General features: G+C 64.3%; 13 protein-coding genes. 7 read left to right on the top strand and 6 right to left on the bottom strand.

Annotated elements, in window-relative coordinates:
- Window positions 1-58 precede the first annotated feature (58 nt).
- Entirely contained in the window at window positions 59-2413 is a 2355-nt protein-coding gene (gene pbpC, locus ACIQUF_RS19605; RefSeq protein ID WP_403134373.1) for a peptidoglycan glycosyltransferase PbpC, read from the bottom strand.
- A gap of 77 nt (window positions 2414-2490) precedes the next feature.
- On the opposite strand from pbpC, the gene ACIQUF_RS19600 reads away from it, so the two are divergent.
- Window positions 2491-2784, top strand: coding sequence for a hypothetical protein (locus ACIQUF_RS19600; RefSeq protein WP_403134371.1), 294 nt, complete (start codon window positions 2491-2493; stop codon window positions 2782-2784).
- A 24-nt stretch (window positions 2785-2808) separates the two neighbouring features.
- Here the strand turns inward: ACIQUF_RS19600 and ACIQUF_RS19595 are convergent, their stop codons facing one another.
- The gene (locus ACIQUF_RS19595) at window positions 2809-7710 is read right to left on the bottom strand and encodes an alpha-2-macroglobulin (protein WP_403134369.1); all 4902 of its coding nucleotides are present in this window, start codon (window positions 7708-7710) and stop codon (window positions 2809-2811) included.
- 118 nt (window positions 7711-7828) lie between these two features.
- On the opposite strand from ACIQUF_RS19595, the gene ACIQUF_RS19590 reads away from it, so the two are divergent.
- Window positions 7829-9166 carry an MATE family efflux transporter gene (locus ACIQUF_RS19590; RefSeq protein ID WP_403134367.1) on the top strand — a complete coding sequence of 446 codons (1338 nt, stop codon included), beginning with the start codon at window positions 7829-7831 and terminating at the stop codon, window positions 9164-9166.
- Window positions 9167-9429: 263 nt separating this feature from the next.
- Window positions 9430-9762 carry a hypothetical protein gene (locus ACIQUF_RS19585; RefSeq protein ID WP_403134365.1) on the top strand — a complete coding sequence of 111 codons (333 nt, stop codon included), beginning with the start codon at window positions 9430-9432 and terminating at the stop codon, window positions 9760-9762.
- Window positions 9763-9800: 38 nt separating this feature from the next.
- On the opposite strand, the gene speA is transcribed toward ACIQUF_RS19585, so the two are convergent.
- The 4 genes from speA to ACIQUF_RS19565 all read right to left on the bottom strand — a co-directional run bounded on the left by speA (window position 9801) and on the right by ACIQUF_RS19565 (window position 14050).
- Window positions 9801-11714: an arginine decarboxylase gene (gene speA / locus ACIQUF_RS19580; RefSeq protein WP_400797026.1), complete on the bottom strand. Its 1914-nt coding sequence runs from the start codon at window positions 11712-11714 to the stop codon at window positions 9801-9803.
- A 151-nt stretch (window positions 11715-11865) separates the two neighbouring features.
- A complete protein-coding gene (locus ACIQUF_RS19575; protein ID WP_400797023.1) occupies window positions 11866-12237 on the bottom strand; it encodes a translation initiation factor Sui1 in 372 nt (123 codons plus the stop codon).
- A 206-nt stretch (window positions 12238-12443) separates the two neighbouring features.
- Window positions 12444-12980, bottom strand: coding sequence for an NUDIX hydrolase (locus ACIQUF_RS19570; protein WP_403134361.1), 537 nt, complete (start codon window positions 12978-12980; stop codon window positions 12444-12446).
- Between the two features lie 2 nt (window positions 12981-12982).
- Window positions 12983-14050: a DUF2333 family protein gene (locus tag ACIQUF_RS19565; protein ID WP_400797017.1), complete on the bottom strand. Its 1068-nt coding sequence runs from the start codon at window positions 14048-14050 to the stop codon at window positions 12983-12985.
- Between the two features lie 247 nt (window positions 14051-14297).
- Here ACIQUF_RS19565 and ACIQUF_RS19560 point away from each other — a divergent pair, with 247 nt between their 5' ends.
- From ACIQUF_RS19560 to aroQ, 4 genes are all read left to right on the top strand, one after another.
- On the top strand, window positions 14298-15677 hold the full coding sequence (locus tag ACIQUF_RS19560) for a diguanylate cyclase (protein ID WP_403134356.1): 1380 nt from the start codon (window positions 14298-14300) through the stop codon (window positions 15675-15677).
- Window positions 15678-15799: 122 nt separating this feature from the next.
- Entirely contained in the window at window positions 15800-17761 is a 1962-nt protein-coding gene (locus tag ACIQUF_RS19555; RefSeq protein ID WP_403134352.1) for a methyl-accepting chemotaxis protein, read from the top strand.
- A 121-nt stretch (window positions 17762-17882) separates the two neighbouring features.
- Complete coding sequence (locus ACIQUF_RS19550) at window positions 17883-19646, top strand: protein-disulfide reductase DsbD (RefSeq protein ID WP_403134350.1); 1764 nt, start codon at window positions 17883-17885, stop codon at window positions 19644-19646.
- Window positions 19647-19825: 179 nt separating this feature from the next.
- Complete coding sequence (gene aroQ / locus ACIQUF_RS19545) at window positions 19826-20278, top strand: type II 3-dehydroquinate dehydratase (RefSeq protein WP_176518061.1); 453 nt, start codon at window positions 19826-19828, stop codon at window positions 20276-20278.
- Window positions 20279-20344 lie beyond the last annotated feature (66 nt).

The raw sequence follows: 20344 nt of genomic DNA, 5'->3' as shown, positions 1-20344 counted from the left end.
CGGCCGGTCACACCCGTCACCAGCAAGCGTAGGTGCTGCCCCGGCAAACGTCGAACAGTTACTCGCTGACCTGGAACGCCACCCGCGCGGTTTCTCCGCTTTCATCCAGCGCGCTCAGCTCGATCTGCCCGACGCGGTCGAAGCGTACCAGCAGGCTGTCCTGGCCGTCTGTCTCGCCCAACGGCTGACCATTGAGGAACCACCAGCGCCGGCCGCCGCCACCGAGTGCCGACACGTGCAATTGCAGCGGCTCGCTGCTGGTGGCGGGGCGCCGCAGGCTGTCACCGGGGCGCACACCCACGATGGACAGCGGTGGAGCACTGGCCGGCACCTGTGGCGGGCAGCTTGGGTCCACCGCCGGCAAGCGTGCGGCACGCCGCTCCACGCGCCCCAACCAGGGCTCCAGCGGTGCCGGCCACAGGGCGATGTCGCGGGGTGTGGCACCTGGGCAACTGCCATCGACCCGCAGGCCCTGGGCATTGACCCAGACGCTTTCGCGCAAACCCAACCCGAGCGGTTGATCGGCCGCCTGCAGGGTGGGTGGCGTGGTGCCGTCCAGCGTCCAGGCAAAACGCTGGCGCCTGCAGTTGGGGTCCTGGCGGCTCATCGGCTGGCCCAACGGCCAGCAGATCGCAGCAACACCGACGCTGGCGGGCACCTGCTCGACCGGGACGGGCAGGCCACGCTGGCTGTCGCGGTTGCTCAGCAGGTCGTGCACCTGCAGCATCAGCGGTGCCGCCGAGGCCAAGCCGAATTGCCCGGGCACCGGCGTGCCGTCGGGGCGGCCGATCCATACGCCAATCAGGTAGCGCGGCCCGACGCCGATCGACCAGGCATCGCGAAAGCCATAGCTGGTGCCGGTCTTCCAGGCCAGTTGCGGGCGTTGCACCAGTTCGGCATGCGGGTCACGATCGGGCCGCGCCTGGCCGCTGAGAATGCGCCGGATGATCCACGCCGCACCCGGCGACAGCAAACGCCGCTCCAGCAAAGGGTCCTGGGGTTGCAGGCGTATGCGAGCACTGTTGCCGCCCCGCGCCAATGCGGCATAACCCCCGACCAAGTCTTCCAGGCGACTGCCAGCACCGCCGAGGATCAACGACAGGTTGGGCTCGGCCAAGGGCGGCAGTGCCAGCGGCATGCCGGCCATGCGCAACTGCGCGGCGAAACGCTTGGGGCCGTAGGCTTCGAGCAGTTGCACCGCCGGCAAGTTGAGCGACAGGGCCAGCGCCGAGCTGGCTGACACCGGGCCGCTGAAGCCCATCGAGAAATTGCCGGGGCGGTAGTCGCCATAGCGGCGCGGCACGTCCTGCAGCAGCGATTCGGAATGGATCAGGCCGTCGTCCAGGGCCATGCCATAGAGGAACGGTTTGAGCGTCGAGCCCGGTGAGCGCAACGAACGGACCATGTCGACATGGCCGAAACGGCGTTCATCGGCCAGGTCGATCGAGCCCAGGTAGGCGCGCACGGCCATGCTCTGCGCATCCACCACCAGTACGGCCGCGGACGTGCGCTCGGGCAGGCGCGCGCGCCAGCCCAGCAACAGGTCCTCCAGGCGCCGCTGCAACGAGGCATCGAGGGTGGTGCGGATCAGCGGTGGGCTGTTGGCGGTGTTCAGCCGGCGCGCCAGCAGCGGCGCCAGGGCCGGCTCCTGACGCGGGGCCAGCAGCAAGGGTTCTTCGGCGGCTTCCTTGATCTGCAGGGCGGGCCACACCTGGTATTCGCCCAGGCGCTGCAACACCTTGTCGCGGGCACGCTGGGCGCGCGCCGGGTGGCGGTCGGGTCGCAAGCGGCTGGGCGCCTGCGGCAGCACTGCCAACAGTGCCGCTTCGGCTGGCGTCAGGTGCATCGGCGACTTGCCCAGGTAGGCCCAACTGGCGGCTGCCACACCCTGCAAGGTACCGCCGAAAGGCGCACGATTCAGGTAGATCTGCAGAATATCGCGCTTGGACAGGTGCCACTCCAGTTGCGCCGTACGCCATAGCTGCCGCAGTTTGCCGGCCAAGGTGCGGTCGTGAGGGTCGAGCAAGCGCGCCACCTGCATCGACAGGGTACTGCCGCCCGACACCACGCGGCCGTCGCGCAGGTTCAGCCAGGCCGCACGCACCAGCGCTAGAGGATTGACCCCTGGGTGGCGGTAGAACCAGCGGTCTTCGTAAGTCAGCAGCGCCTGCAAGTACAACGGCGACACCTGTTCCGGGCTGACCGGATAGCGCCATACGCCATCGGCATCGGCAAAGCGCCACAGCGGCGTACCGTCTTCGGCAAGCACCACGCGCGCCAGGTCGTCGGCGGGCATGGGCAGGGGCCAAATGCGATCAGCCAACCACAGCAGGCCGAGCACCACCACCACGGTGACAACACTGGCTCGCAGCAACCTTCCCGCTCGGGTGCGCGGCCGGGCTAAGCTTGGCATCGGGAACCGACCTGGCCAGGTAATGGCCAAAGGCTTGGGAACGGCAACCTCGCCGATTCGTTCATCAGGAAGCAACTATGCATGTAGAAGGTTTTTTCGAGTGGCTTGGCCAGGCACTGGGTTCATTGATCCGCTTCATCGTCGACGCTTTGAGCGGCCTGTTCAACTGGTTGGCCAACGCTGGCGGCAACTTCATCGATGGCCTGGCGCGCACCCTGGGCATGGACACCTCGCTGGTCAGCATCCTCGCCCTGATCGTTGGCCTGATGCTGCTGTACTCGGCGATCCGCGCCTTCATGCGCGCCTCGATCATCCTCGGGATCATCTGGCTGGTGCTGGGGCTGTGGGTGATGAGCTGGGTGATCCACTGACTCAGTGGACCACCCCACCCGAGGTCAACGCGCCTTGACCGTCATTTCACCCTGCCCATCGCCCACCGCCTGCAGGTTCGGCCGGTACATCGACTCGACCTGCGGTGGCGGCACACGGTAGGTACCCGGGGTTACCGCGCGGGCCAGGTAGAGCAGATGGGTGGTGCCGTAGCCGTCGAGCTTGAGCGCCGCCACATAGCGATCATCGCGGTACTCCTGATGCACCACGCTGGCGTTCTGCATCGACTCGCGCCACTGCTTCACTGCGCTGCTGGCGTTGTCCAGGCTGGCGGCGCTTTGCGCCAGGTTCTGGTTTTCCAGCTCCAGGCCTGCCGGCAGCAAATCGACGACCAAGGCATCCGGGACCGGGTCGCTGGCCTTGAGTGCCAGGTGCACCAGGACCAGGTCACCGCTGCGCAGGTTGTGCAGGTCCAGGGCCTGGCCGTTCATGCCCAGGTACTCGCGGCGAATTTCCATACCGTTGCCGCCTGCGGCAGGCGCCTGGCGTGGGTAGCCCGAAAGCGTGAGCTGCTGATAAACGGTTTCGCTGCCTTCGTTCTGCACGCTCAACGGCGATGCCAGCAACGGCCCTTCGAGCTTCATGCCAGACTCGCCATTGTTGAACTCGCGTACCTCGCCCGCGCTGTCCAGGCGCACTTTCCACGATGCCTCCGGCTTGCCAAGCAGGCCGCGACCGGCGAGGAACAGCGCGTTGCGCTCCTGAGTCGACAGCCAGCGGTTGGCCGCCAGTTCATCGGACAGGGCAAACAGGCGCTGGTCGACCTGATTACCGGCCAGGTTGCTCTCCTGCAACAGCGCCAGGATCAACGCCTGATCCCGCAGGCTGCTGCCGTAATCGGCCATCCAGCCTTTGCTGCGGCTGATGCCCAGCCCCGCCTGCAGCGCCTCCTGCGAACGCGGCTTGTCGCCCATCTTCTCCAGCGCCACCGCCAGTTGCACCAGCGGCAGGCCGGAGCGAGCATCGGCGCGGCGCTCGAACAGGCTGCGCAACGCGCCCAGCGGCGCCTGCTGACTGCGCGCCAGCACCAACGCGGCATACGCCTGGACGGCGAAGCGGGTGTGCTCGGCGTTCTCGCTGTAGTCGACCTCGATCAGGTTACGCTCCTGCAGGTAGCGCAGCAGCCTTTCGCTGGCCTTCTTCAGCGCTTCGGCAGGTACGCCATAGCCTTGGTCACGGGCACGCAGCAGGAAGTCGGTGACGTAGGCGGTCAGCCAGTATTCCTCTTCGCTGTCCGAACTCCACAGGCCGAAGCTGCCGTTATAGCGCTGCAAGCCCAGCAGGTGCTCGATACCCATCTCGATCTTGCGCTTGCGCACGTCGGCAGGTTCGCCCTTGATGCCCAGGCGCTTGAGGCTCTCGGCATCGGCGTACAGCGACGGGTAGAGGCCGCTGGTGGTTTGTTCCAGGCAACCGTAGGGGTAGGCTTCGAGGGCGCGGATCTGCTCGGCCAGGTTCAGTGGTGGGCGGCTCGACAGCGCAAGGCTGGCTTCCAGGCCCGCAGGCTCGAAGGCGGCCAGGTCGCCTTCCGGTAAGGTCCACGGCTGGTCCTTGAGGGCCACCCGGTAGTGCTTGAGCATCGCCGGGTAGGCCGGGCGGATGCCCAGGGTCCATTCACGCTCGAAGGCATTCACGCTTTCGCCGGGCAACTGCAGACCATTGACCCGCACATGTACCTTGCCCTGGCCCAGGCCACCCTGGGCCTGAACCGGAATCATCAGCGTGGTGCGCTGACCCTCGGCCAGGGCAACGGCCTGCTGTGCGCTCGCCGCCAGGCTCAATTGGCCCTCGGTGGTGATATCGACACTGAGTTGCTGTTTGCTGCCAGACAGATTGGCCAGGTCCAGCGCCAGATTGGTGCGGTCACCACCGGCGAGGAAGCGCGGCGCCGACAGCTCGGCGATCAGCGGCGCGGCTACCACCGTCTTGCCTTCGGCCATGCCGAAGTGCTCTTCGGTCCAGGCCTGAGCCATCAGCCGCAGTTCACCGTTGAAGTCGGGGATATCGACCGTCGCTTCCCCCTCGCCCTGCTCGTTCAGGGTCACCGGCACACTCTGCTGGGCGACGATGGTGACCGTGGTGTTGGGGCGCTTGCCGCCTTTGGCCATGGCCGCATCACCGCCGAACGCCAGGCTGGCCAGACGGCCCTGGCCGGCTTCGATCAGCTGGCCGTAGATGTCCAGCTGGTCTGCGCCGTAGGCCTTGCGGCCGAACAGGCTGGCAAACGGGTCGGGGGTCTTGAAGTCAGTGATGTTGAGGATACCCACGTCGACCGCGGACAGCAGCACATGCACCTGCTTGGGAATGCTGCCGTCGGCATTGGCGGCCTTGAACTTGACCGTCAGCGGTTGCTTGGGCCGCATCTTCTCCGGTGCCTGCAGGCTGAGCGCGAGCTTGCGCTCGGCGCGGCCCAGCGGCAGGTGCAGCACGCCCACGGCGCGCTTGGGCGTGGCATTGGCCTTGCGCTCACCCGGGCGGATCACCAAGGCACTGATGTACAGGTCGTGACGCGCCCACTGTTTGTCCAGCTGCACGTCGAAGGTCTTGCCCTCGGCCGGCACGTCGATTTCCTGCCACCACAACGGGCCATTGCTGGATTCGATCATCAGGTAGCCGGTGCCAGCGGCCGGTGGGGTGACGGTGACTTTGGCGGTCGCGCCGTCGGCATAAGCGGGTTTGTCCAACGCCAGCTTGACCTGGTCAGGGCGCACCGCGCCGCCTTCGGCATTGTCCTGGGCGCGATAACCTGCCCAGAAGCGTTCGCTGGACACCAGGCCCGTCTCAGGGTCCTCCACCTCGACCCGGTACGGGCCCCACTCGACCTGGAAGGTCAGCTTGGCGGTGGAACCGGCTTTGACGCTGATGTTTTCCTCGCTCTGGGTGAGGAATTTCTCGTTGTAGTTGTAGCTCCAGCCGTCGCTCTGCGAGTAATTCCAGTAGTAGTCACGGCGCTCGCGGACCAAGCGCACCTTGAGGCCGTTGGCCGCGAGCTTGTTGCCGTCGCGGTCGGCGACCAGGAACTCGAATTCCACCGGGCCGTCGCTGTCGGTTTCCTCGCCGTCGAACAAGCCGCGCAATCCGGGCAGGCGCTCGGCGGGCCAGATCGGTTGTTCGAGGCGACGGGTGATCGGTCGGCCACCGGATTCCTGCAGGCTGGCCTGTACGGTCAGTTGCAGTGGTGAACGGGCCTCGGCCCAACGGCTTTCGATATCGAGGGTAGCCTTGCCGGACTGGTCGAGGGTGATTTCATCCAGCTCCAGGTCCTGATTCAGTTCAGTTTCGGTCACCGAGCCGAACTGGTAGCCAGGCAATGCCGGCACAGCCTCGCGCAGCGGGCGCACATACGCCTGGCCACTCAGGCGGTTGCCCGCAGCCGGTGCACCGTAGAGGTAACGACCATTGACCTGGATCTGAGCGGTTTCTTCAGGTGAGAGTGGCGTGCTGCTGCCCTTGAGTTCCAGGGCCAGGCGCTCGGGCAGAAAGTCTTCGACGAGGAATTCGTAGACCTGCTTGCGCCCGCCGCCAAGATCCAGCAACAGCTGCCAGCGCCCCGTCGGTGCTTCAGTGGCCAATTGCAGTTGGTATTGATAGAGGCCGTTCGCATCGGCCTCCCAGACGAATTTGCGGCTCACTTGTTCATCCGGCCGCCGCACTTCGACGCTGACCGGCTGGGCCTTCACCGGCTTGCCATCCTGGTCGCGCAGCAAGCCGTTGAGCAGCACCGTTTCCCCTGGGCGATAGAGGTCACGCGGGCCGAAAATGAAGAACTGCAAGGGGTTGGCCTGCGGGCCGGTGATGTCGAATTCAGCCAGGTCCAGTGCTGCGGTGTTCAGGCGCAGCAGCGTGGTATGCACGCCCTGGGTCGCGATCAGGGTGTCGGCCTTGGCCGTAATGGGCAGTTGGGCATGGCCTTGGCCATCGGTCTTGGCCTGGGCCAGCAGCTTGCCTTTGTCGTCATGCAGTTCGAGGTTCACTTCCTTCAGCGCCTTGCCCCCATCCAGCGCCTGGGCGAACACATCGAGGCGGTCGCGGTAACGGTGGGCGGACACGCCGATGTCGCTGAGGGTGAACAGCGTTGCCGGCTGCGAATAGTCGTAGGTACCGGATGCACGCATCACCGCCAGATAGACACCGGGCTCCTGCAGCGGCTTGATCCCGGCGATCGGCAGCAGCACGGTCTCGCGGGTGTTGCGCGCCGGGTTGAGGTCGAAGCGGCCGCTGTAGACCAGATCGGCCAGGGCCAGGGTTTCCTTGGACTGGTAGTAGTACAGGCTGCTGTTGCGGCCCCAGTTGACCAGGAAGGTCGAGAGCATCTCCGGTTTGACCCGGAAGAACTCGACATCGACCTTGTCGACGTTCAAGGCGATCACCGGCAGGCCCTCGGCCAGGTGTGTGGGCAGCAGCGAGCCACGGCTGGCAAAGCCGATGGTCGGTTGCATGTCGCGGGTTTCCAGGCGGGTCACCGACTCGCTGTCGAGCTGCTTGCCATTGACCGCCAGCAAGCCTTTGTCGACCGTCAGCACCAGCTTGCGCTGCGGCTCGAGGTGGCGCAGGCGCAGTTCCATCTGGTTGTCGGAGAGCTCCCAGGCGCCGTCGACCTTGCCTTTGACGGTGTCCACCAAATGCAGCTTGCTGGCGAAGTCCTGCTTGGCATCGAGCGGCGCGGAGAAACTGACCGACAGGGTGCTGGCACCGTCGAGCTGCACTTCAGAGACATCCAGCACACTGAGCTCGCGGCCCTCGTAGCGTTTGGCGAGCACAGCGGGATCTTCGCGCTTGGGCGCCGGGGCATCGACCGCAGCGCTCGCCGCAGGTGTCTCCGTGGTAGCAGGTTTATCCGGCGTCGAGGAATCACAGGCACTGAGCAGGGCCAGCGCGCAGGCCAGCAACAATCCTTTGTTGAACATGGAGTCGGGACTCTTTGGCAGCGTGTACGTGAGGCCGCAACTATAGCGCAACGGCCGGTGGCTGGCCGGTACAATGCGGCCATTCGTTTGTAAGAAACCCGCATTTCCAGGAACAAAAATGTCGCAAATTGCCGCCGACTGGCGCCACCGCCTCACCCACCGCAAAGTCTGGGCGCTGGCGGCGCCAATGATCCTCTCCAATATCTCGGTGCCGCTGGTGGCGCTGGTCGACAGCACCGTCATCGGCCACCTGCCCCACGCCCACCAGCTTGGCGCGGTGGCCGTGGGCGCCACCCTGTTCACCTTCATGGTCGGCCTGATGGGCTTCCTGCGCATGGGCTCCACCGGCTTCGCCGCCCAGGCCGCCGGACGTGCCGACGGTGCCGCGCTGCGCCAGGTCCTGGTGCAAGGCATGCTGCTGGCAATAGGTTTCGCCGTGCTCATCGGCCTGCTTGCCCTGCCCTTCAGCCAACTTGCGCTGCACGCGATGCAACCGAGCGAAGCACTGCAGCAATCGACCGAGGCGTTCTTTCACACGCGCTTGCTCGGCCTGCCCGCAGCATTGGCCAGCTACGCGCTGGTCGGCTGGTTTCTAGGCACGCAGAACGCCCGCGCGCCGCTCGCCATTCTGCTGACCACCAACCTGCTGAACATCGTTCTCAATCTATGGTTCGTACTGGGCCTGGACTGGGGGGTGCTGGGCTCGGCGCGGGCGTCGGTAATTGCCGAATGGAGTGCCGCGCTGCTGGGTCTTGCCCTGACCCGTCCCGCTCTGCGCGGTTACCCTGGGCAGATCGCTTGGGCAGCACTCAAACGCTGGCAAGCCTGGCGGCCATTGCTGGCCGTCAACCGCGATATCTTTCTACGCAGCCTGGCGTTGCAGCTGGTGTTCATGCTGATCACCGTGCAAGGCGCGCGCCTCGGCGAAGCCACCGTGGCGGCCAATGCACTGCTGCTCAACGGATTGCTGCTTACCGCCTACGCCCTCGATGGCTTGGCGCATGCCGTGGAAGCCCTGTGCGGTCACGCCATTGGCGCGCGTGATCGCGACACCTTGCGCCGCTCGTTGGTAGTGGCCTGTGGTTGGTCTCTGATTACAAGCTTGGGCTTTGCCGGATTGTTCCTGCTGGGTGGTCACCTGTTCATCGACCTGCAGACCGATATCGACAGCGTACGCGCGGCGGCCTACCCGTACCTGCCGTACCTGGCGGTGCTGCCGTTGATTGCGGTGTGGAGTTACTTGCTCGACGGGCTGTTCATTGGCGCGACACGGGCGCGGGAGATGCGCAATGCGATGTTGGTTTCAGTGCTGATCGCTCTGCCGGTGGCGTGGGCCATGAGCGGGTTTGGCAACCATGGGTTGTGGTTGGCGTTTCTCGGGTTCATGGCGTTGCGGGCGGTGACGCTGGGGTGGGTGGGGTGGCGGTTGCAACAACAGAAACGTTGGATCAGCTGAATCCCCTGTGGGAGCGGCTTCAGCCTCGAACACCGGCGAAGCCGTTGCCATCCACCGCGTCGCCTGCTTCGCGGCTAAAGCCGCTCCCACAGCGTTCAGCGGCGTCTGTAAACGCACCGCTATACCCTAGCTGATCACCATATAGACCAAAGCAGGTATCAGATATGCGAAGTCATTCGGCTACTAAGTGGTTGATAGCGGTCTTGCTCATACTCACCCTTGGACAGGCCCTATGGATTTACACCGGAAGCTCGAAGCCAGTCTTGAGCAAGGTGGTCTCAGCAACGCCAATTGGCAAGCACAGCGCAGTATATGAAGTGCTCAGCGATGCTGGCGGTGCGACCGTGCCGCTGGTCTACCTATATTTCGTTGCAGACCAGACTCAAAATATGGACAAGCTATTGCCCAGCCTCGAACGGCTTACACCGTTCCTGGTGACTCGACAATCTGGGGCGATAGAGTCTGTGGAAGGCTTGAAAGTGGCGGCCCGAACTGAAGAGCAGGTCTACAGCTATTCAAGCACCACAGTGATCAGAGAGAACGGGGCCGTCGTGCCTGTCTCAATCGAACTCAAAGCAACAACTCGCCCAGAGTAAAAGCAGAGAAGGGCCGCATTAGCGGCCCTTCTTTGTCATCAAGACGACAGGTACGAAGATCGGGTCAACCCCAACCGCAGCGCATCCAGGAACTGGGTCCGCTCACGCGCCGTGATCTTCGCGCTGGCGACCTTGTCACGGTAGTGAGTCATCAACTCCTCCGGCGACAAGTGCACATAGCGCAACATGTCTTCGATGGTGTCGTGGGTCTCGATACCGGCGTGATAAACGCTGCCATCGGCGTTCTGGTAGATGTTCACCGAGTCGGTGTCACCGAACAGGTTATGCATGTCACCGAGAATTTCCTGGTACGCGCCGACCAGGAACACGCCCAGCAGGTAGTCCTCACCTTCATTGAGCGCATGCACCGGCATGCTGGTCTCGATGCTCTGCTCGTCGACGTACTGGTTGATCTTGCCGTCGGAGTCGCAGGTCAGGTCCTGCAGCACCGCGCGGCGCAGCGGTTCTTCGTCCAGGCGGTGCAGCGGAATGATCGGCAGCACCTGGCCGATGGCCCAGGTATCGGGCAGGCTCTGGAACACCGAGAAGTTGCAGATGTACTTGTCGGCCAGCTTGTCGTTGAGCTCATCCAGCACTTGGCGGTGCGAGCGTTGGCGGGCCTTCAGCGAGTTGTGCAGGCGGCGGCACACGGCGAAGTAGCACTGCTCGGCCAGGGCTTTCTCGGCCAGGGTGAGCTTGCCGTCGGCATATTGCGCGGCCACGTCACCCATGTAGTGGGTCGCGCGCCAGTAGGTTTCGGTGACCATTTCGATGTCGGTCGGGCCGAGCAGGTCGGCCAGCCACTGCACGGTCTCGGGCAGGGCTTCCTTGTTTTCGATGGTCGGCACGTCGTCGTTGTGCTTCTCGACGTCGGTGACCTGAATCACCAGCATGGCGTGGTGCGCGGTCAGCGAGCGGCCGCTCTCGGAGAAGATGTGCGGGTGCGGAAGGCCCTGCGCATCGCAGAACTCCTTGAGCATGCCCACCACCACGCCGGCGTAGTCATCCATGTCGTAGTTGATCGAGCTGGCGTTGCGCGAGTGGGTACCGTCGTAGTCGACACCCAGGCCACCGCCCACGTCGATGTGATCGACCGGCAGGCCCAGCGCACGTAGCTCGCCGTAGTATCGGATGGCTTCCTTGAAGCCGTGCTGGTAGTCGGCCAGGTTGGCGATCTGCGAACCCATGTGGAAGTGCAGCAGGCGGATGCCCTGGTCCAGGCCGGCATCGCGGAAGCGCTGCACCACGGAGATCAGCTGGGCAGCGGACAGACCGAACTTGGATTTCTCGCCCCCGGTATCGGCCCACTTGCTCGACGCCAGCGACGACAGGCGCACACGCAGGCCGACCTGCGGCTTGACCTTGAGGTCCGCGGCTTCTTCGATCACCAGCGCCACTTCGGACTCTTTCTCGATGACGATAAAGACGTTGTGGCCAAGCTTCTGGCCCATCAGCGCCAGGCGGATGAACTCGCGGTCCTTGTAGCCGTTGCAGACGATGGTGCCCCCCTTGGGCGCCAGTGCCAGCACCGCCAGCAGCTCAGGCTTGGAGCCGGCTTCCAGGCCGATGGAAACGTTCTGGGTGGCGATGATGTTTTCCACCACCGCTTCCTGCTGGTTGACCTTGATCGGGTACAGCGCGGTGTACTGGCTCTGGTACTCCAGGCGCGCGATATTGGCGTCGAACGCGCCGGTCAGCTGGCGCACGCGGTCTTGCAGGATGTCGGGGAAGCGCACCAGCAGCGGCAGCGACAGGCCGCTCTGGCGCAGCTCGTCGACCTGCTCGAACAGGTCGATTGGGGCGCTCTGGGGGCCGTTGGGGCGCACTTCGACGCGCCCGGCTTCATTGATGGCGAAGTAACCAGCGCCCCAATGGCGGATACCATAAACACTGCGGCTGTCGGCCACGGTCCACTGGCTACCATCGTCTTTGCGTGTGCGTCGTACGGACATTAAAGTCCCCTATAGATAAGTCGAAGACACTGCCCCGCAGGCAGCGGAGCGAGTGTAAAAGCTGAAAATGACGATTCATCCGTGTCCAGGCATAGACCCTGACCACGGGAACGAGTTTAGAAAGCGCTGGGCAAAAAATCGCGCGACGGCCTCAGCCGCCAGACTTTTTCGCCTTGAAACCCTGTTTGGTCAGCTCGCCGATCAACAGCTCGACATGGTCGCCCTGGATCTCGATAACCCCGTCCTTCAAGGCACCACCGGTACCGCAGCGGCGCTTGAGCGTGGCGGCCAACTCCTTGAGCTGGTCGGGCGGCAGCGGCACGCCGGTGACGGTGGTCACGGTCTTGCCGCCACGGCCTTTGCTCTCGCGGCGCACGCGGGCGATGCCGTCGCCTTCGGGGATGGTTTGCTGCTTGCAGATGCAGGCATCCACCGGCTGGCTACAGTCGGGGCAATGCCGACCGGCGTCGGTGGAAAAAACGAGACCGCCGAGGGCGGAAAAGGAAGAAGCTTTCTTGGCCACTTTTGTTCCTCTGTGCTGAGGACAAAAACTGGTCGGGCCCCTTGTGCAGAGACCGACCGCGAAGCCCCACTCTGGCAGGGGCGGCGCTACTGCCGCAAGTTCCTGCGACAGCCCGAAAAGGGCGCGCAGTGTAACGATAAATCAGGCAATTGCTAAGTACTGGAATGCGCCATTTTGCGAATGATTTGCGACCCGACAATCCAGCGTTACCGCAGGCTGGCCTTGTATCGCTGCATTGCCGCCAGCGAGTCCGGGCAATAAGGCAACACCTTGCTCTCTGCCTCGGCCTGGGCGAGGCTGACGAACTTGGCCTCGATCACCTCTTCCGGCTGCAACCGCAATGGCGCATCGGACACCGCCGAATACACCGCGCACCACAAGTGGTTGTCCGGCTGGTCGAAGTAGAACCGTTCATGGAAACGCAGTTCGGCCCCTTCGATCCCCAACTCCTCGGCCAACTCGCGGGCTGCCGAATCGGCATACGCCTCACCCGCCGCCACCATGCCACCTGCGGCCACATCCCAATAACCGGGATACAGCGCCTTGCTCAAGGTGCGCCGGTGCACGCACAGCTCACCAGCGCCGTTGAACAACAGGATGAAGGTACAACGGCCGATCAGGCCACGTTCACGCAATTCAGCCCTGGGCAGCGCGCCGAGCACCTGATCGGCTTCGTCCACCCAGGTGACCAGTTCGCGGTCGGAGGCCGCCCGGTGGGCGGCCTCATTGGCGCTGATGGCCATGCTCAACCCTGCGACAGCAGCTGACGCAGGTCGATCACCGCAGCATTGGCCCGCGAGATGTAGTTGGCCATGACCAGCGAGTGGTTGGCCCACATGCCAAAGCCGCTGCCGTTGAGCACCATCGGGCTCCACAGCGGCTCTTGCGAGGCTTCCAGCTCACGGATGATCTGGCGCACGCTGACGGTGGCGTTCTTCTTCGCCAGCACGTCGGCGAAGTCCACCTCGATGGCGCGCAGCAGGTGCGACAGCGCCCAAGCCTGGCCACGGGCTTCGTAGAAGACGTTGTCGATCTGCAGCCAAGGGGTTTCCACCACTTCCTCGTCCACCTGCGGCGCCTGGCCAGCAACCACCGACTCGGTTTTCAGGTTGGTGTTGAGCTTGACCCGGCCGACACTGGCCGACAGGCGCTGCGACAGCGAGCCCAGGCGGGTGGCGACATCACCCAGCCAGTTGTTCAGGTTGTCGGCACGGGTGTAGAAGATCGCGCCTTTGTCACCGGCTGCCAGACGGGTCTGGTAGCGGCTCAGCGACTTGATGCCCTCTTCGAACTCCGACTCGCTCGACGGCAGGATCCAGCTCTTGTTGTCGAAGTTGAAGCGTGGCTCGGCCTTGGCCAGGTCGGCGTCCTCAGTGGACTGCGACTGCGAACGGGCGAAGTCCTTGCGCAGCGCGCGGGACAGGTCGCGCACCTGGACCAGCACGCCATATTCCCAGCTCGGCATGTTGTCCATCCACAGGCCCGGCGGGAAGCGGTCGTTGGAAATGTAGCCGCCCGGCTTGTTCAGCAGGGTATTGGCCACGGTCTTGAGGGTTTCGATCGTGGTGTAGCCGATCACCATCTGCTGGCCATTGCGCTCGGCCGCAGCCTGGGCACTCTGCTGCACCGGGAACAGCTCCGGCTCTTGGCTCCAGTACCAGCCCAGGCCGATACAGACCAGCAGGTACAACCCGATCAGGGTCCCCAGGGCACGGCTCCAGAGGCCGCCCAAGTAGCTACGGGCGGCTGCGCCGCGGCCGTCGACACGCTCACGGGGCTCGGCTTTGGCCTCGCGGTTTTTCCAGTCCAGCATGGCTTTGTCCTTAATCAGTCACGACGGTTCAGGGGCTTGGACCACAGGCGTTCGCCAGGGTGCCACGGCAAGCCCGCGTTGCTGCACTATAAAGCAGACACCGCCGTACGCATAAGCGACCAATCGGTCAGTAACTGAATATTCGTTTTCAACGCTTTGTTGATGCGGCGCACTCGCAGGCCGGAAAAGAGCTGCTAGCATAGAGCCATCATTGCACCTGCACCTCCAACCAATAAGTAGTCAGGACATGACCCAAGCCGCGGAGCCGAGCCAAGAGCGCCTCAAGCAGGAGCTCGATCACCTGCTGCAACGCCTGTCGCGAATCCGTTTGCGCAAGGGTGACCAGCCCGACCAGGTGGCGCTGCGCCCTGCGCGCAAACCGGTGTACCTGCTGTTGCGCGACCCAGAGCGTGCCGAGCGCCTGGCCCAGCAGCTGGAGTTCTTCGGCCTGTGTGCTCAACCGCTGTTCGGTGCCGACGCGTTTCTGGCATCGGTGGCCGAGCAGCTGCCGGCGGCCATCGTCATGGATGTCGATTTCACCGGGCCAGGCTGCGGCGTGCCGCTGGCCGCTCGGGCACAGCAAGGTCGCGAACACGCTATCCCGTTGCTGTTTTTCAGCCACCACGAAACCGACACCCCGACCCGCCTGGCGGCCGTGCGCGCAGGCGGGCAAGCCTTTCTGACCGGCACCCTGGAAGCCTCCAGCCTGCTGGAAAAACTCGAGGCCATCACCAGTACTGCTGCCCATGAGCCTCTGCGCGTGTTGATCATCGACGACTCGCGCACCCAGGCTCTGCATGCTGAGCGGGTGCTGGGCAGCGCCGGCATGATCACCCGCAGCCTGACCGATCCGATCGGTACGATGGCGGAACTGGCCGAGTTCCAGCCCGACCTGATCATCCTCGATATGTACATGCCGGGCTGCTCCGGCCCGGAGCTGGCCAAGGTGATCCGCCACAACGACCGCTACGTCAGCGTGCCGATCATCTACCTGTCCGCCGAAGACGACCTGGACAAGCAGCTCGACGCCATGAGCGAAGGCGGCGACGACTTTCTGACCAAACCGATTCGCTCACGCCACTTGATCACCACGGTGCGCAACCGCGCTGCCCGCGCCCGCAACCTGAAGTCGCGCATGGTCCGGGACAGCCTTACCGGGCTGTACAACCACACTCATATCCTGCAACTGCTCGAAGACTGCAGCTTCCGTGCGCGCCGGGAGGGCCAGCCGCTGAGCTTCGCCATGCTCGACATCGACCACTTCAAGAAAATCAACGACCACCACGGCCACCCCATGGGTGACCGGGTAATCAAGAGCCTGGCGCTGTTCCTCAAGCAGCGCTTGCGCAAGACCGATTTCATCGGCCGCTACGGCGGTGAAGAGTTCGCCATCGTCATGCCCAATACCGCGCTGGAGGCCGCGCACAAGGTGCTCGACGAGATTCGTCGGCGCTTTGCCGAAATCCTCTATCCGGCGCAGCCCGGCGACCTGCAGTGCACCTTCAGTGCCGGGGTGGTGCAGCTGGATGAGGAGCTCGATGCGCTGACAATGGCCAGCGCGGCGGATGAGGCGCTGTATCGGGCCAAGCATGCGGGGCGTAACTGTGTGGTGCGGGTCGAGCCCTAGCCGACTGAAGGCACATCGCCAGTTTTTTATGACGCCAAGCCACTGACGTCATCACCACGTCACAAAACCGCAATAACTTCAGGCACCTACCTCTCCACTCCCCCCGCAGGAAGTTCGCGGCTATGCGCCTGAAGTGGCTGACCAATTTCAACACCCTGTTGCTGGTGACCGTGTGTATCGCCCTGGGCGCGACCCTGTGGTGGTCGCAGCGTGCGCTGGAGCGGCCTTATCAATTGATGGAACGCTACCTGGGCCTGTCGCAGCAGTTCCAGAACCAGACCGCACGTAACATCCAGGCCTACCTGGGCAGCGGCGATGCCCTGCGCCATGCGGCCGCAGTGGAAGCCAACAATCAGTTGCAGGCTGCGCTGGCCGACTGGCCGGATGAACTGGCCGGCAAACTGCGCCCGAGCCTGGGCACCCTGCAGGCCTTCACTGCCAACGAACTGCTGGCCGCCGGCAAGCTAGCCGGCGACCCGCAGGCCTTGTTGCTGCAAGCCGAGCGCGAGCTGGGCGCCAACTTCGAACAACTGGCCGGCTATGCCCGCGACAGCGGTAGTGCTGATGCCACGCGCTACCTGCTGCCGCTGCTCGACGCCAGCGTGCACCTGGGCCGGCTGTCGCTGGCCCGTGACAAACTGATCAGCAGCGGCCGCGCCGAGCTGGCCGACGAAGTCGAACGCGAACTGCAGCTTATCCGCGCCCAGGCGCAGATCATCGACGCCCTGCCCCTGCTGGGCGTGACCCGCGCCGCCGAATCCAACGCCGACGACTTCGCCGCGATGATGGGCCTGGAAAGCCAGGCCAGCGAGCAGCAGGAAGACGTTACCGTGGGCCTCAAGCGCGAGCTGCAGAGCCTGCTCAACCGCTACCCCGCCGAGTTGCAACGCACCCGCGAACAGATAGAACGGCGCACCGCCCTGGCCGCCAGCACCAGCGAGCGCCTCGACGCCGTGCAACAGGCCATCGCGGGCCTTGAGCCCGAAGTACGTGCCCAGCACGCCAAGATCGCCAGTGAAGTGCGCATCATGCAGGGGCTGATGATCGGCCTGATCCTGCTGATCGCCCTGCTCATCGACACGCTGCAACGGCGCCTGACCCGCACCCTGACCGGCCTGGCACCGGCCTTGTCGCGCTGGGCCGAAGGCGACTTCGCCGCGCCCATCGTCCTGGGCAAGACCAACCGCGAGCTGCACGATATCCAGGAATCGCTCAACCGCTTGCGCCAGTATCTGGTCGAACTGGTCGGCACCATTCGCCATAACGCCGAGCAGGTGGCAGGCAGCAGCCACGCACTGGCCGGCATGAGCGCGGCGCTGCACGACGGCGCCGAGCGCCAGGCCGGTGACACCGGGCAGATCCGCGACGCCCTGGGCGAGCTGGAAGCGACCATCCAGCAAGTGGCGGGTGACGCCAGTTCCGCCGCCGATGCCAGCCGCGACGCCGGCCGTGCCGTGGAGCAAGGCCAGACGGTGATCGGCCAAAGCCTTTCAGGCCTGCGCGCGCTGGTTGACGAAGTACAGGGCAATGCCCGCATGATCGAACAGCTGGCTGAAGAATCGGCGACCATCGGCGGTGTGCTGACGGTGATCCGCTCGATTGCCGAGCAGACCAATCTGCTGGCATTGAATGCCGCCATCGAAGCCGCGCGTGCCGGTGAAATGGGCCGCGGTTTTGCGGTAGTGGCCGATGAGGTCCGCTCACTGGCACAACGTACCACCGGCGCCACGGGTGAAATCCAGGCCTTGATCGACCGTTTGCAACAGGCGGCGCGTGGGTCGGTGGCGGGCATGCGGGCGCAGCTGGAACATGCCGAAGCCACCGCTGCCCAGGCACAGGCGGCCGATGGTGCGCTGGATGAAATCGTCAGCGCGATCCGCACGATTGCCGAAACGGCGGTGCGCATTGCCGATGTCACGGCGCAGCAGAGCGGCGCGGTGAGTGAGATTCGCGGGCACAGTGAGCGGATTCATGAATTGGGTGAAGATAACTTGCAGCGCATTGGCGAAGGGCGCGAGCAGGGCGAACAGCTGTTGGATCTAGGTGATGAACTGAAAAAAGCGGTGCTGGCTTTTAGAGTCTGAGACTGCCTGTGCCGGCCTCATCGCGGCTAAAGCCGCGAAGAGGCCCGTACGACCGACACCAAACCCCAATCCTCGCCAACTCCGTTATCATGCCCGCCACGTTCCACCTCGCGAGTCTGCCATGCGCCGCCTGTTTTTCCTGCTGTTCCTGCTGCTGGCCAGCCCTGCCTTTGCCTCCGGCCTGCTCGACAACCGCCCCAGCGCCACGCTCGGCGCCGCCTCGCTGAGCAAAAGCGCAGATTTTCTGCCAGTACACGAAGCGTTCAAGCTCAGCCTGGTGCAGGCCGATGCGCAAACCCTCAAACTGCGCTTCGTCGCTACCGACGGCTATTACCTCTACCGCCACCGCTTCCAGTTCCGTACCGAACCGGCGGACATTACCCTCGGCACCCCGAAGATCCCCAAGGGCGAGGCCAAGCACGATGAGTTCTTCGGCGATGTCGAGGTTTACCACGGTGTAGTGGACATCGAACTGCCGCGCACCGATGCCCGCGCCTTCACTTTGCTGGTGGGCTACCAGGGCTGCGCCGACAAGGGCCTGTGCTATCCGCCGGAAACCGAACGTCTGAGCATCGATGGCGTGGGTGGCGCTGCGAACAACGCACCCGGTTGGGACTGGAAATCGCTGCTGCTGTTCTTCCTCGCCGGCGTCGGCCTGACCTTCACCCCCTGCGTGCTGCCGATGCTGCCCATCCTCTCCGGCGTGGTCCTGCGTGGGCAGGTGGGCGGCCTTCGCGGCCTCTCTCTGTCGCTGGCTTACGTCATTCCGATGGCCGCCAGCTTCGCCGTGCTGGGCGCGCTAATGGGCCTGTTCGGCGCTGGCCTGAACCTGCAGGCGCGTCTGCAATCGGCCTGGGTGCTGGTGCCGTTCGCGCTGTTCTTCGTGCTGTTTGCGCTGGCCATGTTCGGCCTGTTCGAACTGAAGCTGCCGCAAGCCCTGAACAGTCGCCTGGACAAGCTGGCCCTCCGCACCAAGGGCGGCTCGCTGTTGGGTGCGGCGATACTCGGCGTGCTCTCCAGCCTGCTGGTGTCGCCGTGCGTGTCAGCACCGCTGGCTGGGGCGCTGCTGTACATCAGCGCCAGTGGCGATGCCCTGGGAGGCGCGCTCAAGCTGTTTGCCCTGGGCCTGGGCATGGGCGCGCCGCTGTTGCTGGTAGCCACGGGCGGTGCGGCCTGGTTGCCGAAAAGCGGCCCCTGGATGAACACTGTGAAGAACGCCATTGGCGTGCTGCTGCTGGGCCTGTCGATCGGTTTGCTCAGCCGCGTGCTGCCGGGGCCGGCGACCTTGCTGCTGGTCGGTTTCCTGAGCGCTGGCGTAGCGCTGTTCCTTGGTGCTCTAGAGTTCGTGGTCAAAGCCCCACGCCAGCGCCTGGCGCAACTGCTCGGCCTGGCGCTGCTGGTCTACGCCCTGGCCTGCTGGTACGGCGCGCTGAACGGCCAAGGCGACCCGCTGCGCCCTTTGCCCCCGCCAACGCTGGCTGCCGGCAGCGCCAGCCCCGCAGCCAAGGCAGATGCCTGGCAGACCGTCACCTCCCCGGCAGCGCTGGACGCCGCCCTGGCACAGGCCAAGGCGGCCGGCCAACCGGTGCTGCTGGACTGGTACGCCGACTGGTGCATCAGCTGCAAGGTCATCGAGCATGAGGTGCTCAACGCACCGCAGGTCCAACCCCAGTTGGGCGCATTCAAGCTGCTGCGTTTCGACATCACCGAAAGCAATACCGAGCAACGCACCCTGCTCGACCGTTACCAGCTGTTCGGCCCGCCAGCGCTGCTGTTCTTTTCGGCGAACGGCAGCGAAATGACCACCGATCGGGTGATTGGCGAGATAAACGCCGTCGAATTTGCGAGCATTCTTACGCGCGTGCGCGGCCAACTCGGTCTATAACTTCCCGCGTGCCGGGAAAATTCTCCATTTGAGTGACCGGATTTAATCATTCGGTCACATCTTTCGCGCGAACCTCGGACATCGTGCTGGCTATTGCCGGGAACTGGACACTTGCCGTCGCTTTACGGCACACTCGCCGCGCTGTGTCGAATTGCCCTACAAATCCAAGGAATCCGCAGATGGCAACGCTACTGGTCCTTCATGGCCCCAACCTGAACCTGCTCGGTACTCGGGAACCAGGCCACTACGGCGCCATGACCCTGGCCCAGATCAACCAGGACCTGGAGCAACGTGCCCGCGCCGCAGGCCACCATCTGCAATACCTGCAGAGCAATGCCGAGTACGAACTGATCGACCGTATTCATGCCGCACGCAACGAGGGTGTGGACTTCATCCTGATCAATCCGGCTGCTTTCACCCACACAAGCGTCGCATTACGTGACGCATTGCTTGCGGTGAGCATCCCATTCATCGAAGTGCACCTGTCCAACGTGCACAAACGCGAACCGTTCCGTCACCACTCCTACTTCTCCGATGTCGCCGTAGGAGTGATCTGCGGCCTGGGCGCCAGCGGTTATCGCCTGGCCCTGGAGTCCGCCCTGGAACAACTGGCTGCCAACGCACAGCCCTGATGATTGAGACCCTGGTCCACGTGGGCCGGGGTTCGAGAGAAACGTATCGATACGTTTTTAAATTTA

The organism is Pseudomonas sp. NPDC090233 (assembly GCF_044772285.1).
GTDB lineage: Bacteria > Pseudomonadota > Gammaproteobacteria > Pseudomonadales > Pseudomonadaceae > Aquipseudomonas.
Note: the sequence above shows the minus strand (reverse complement) of the source record. Positions and strands in the feature narration are given on the sequence as shown.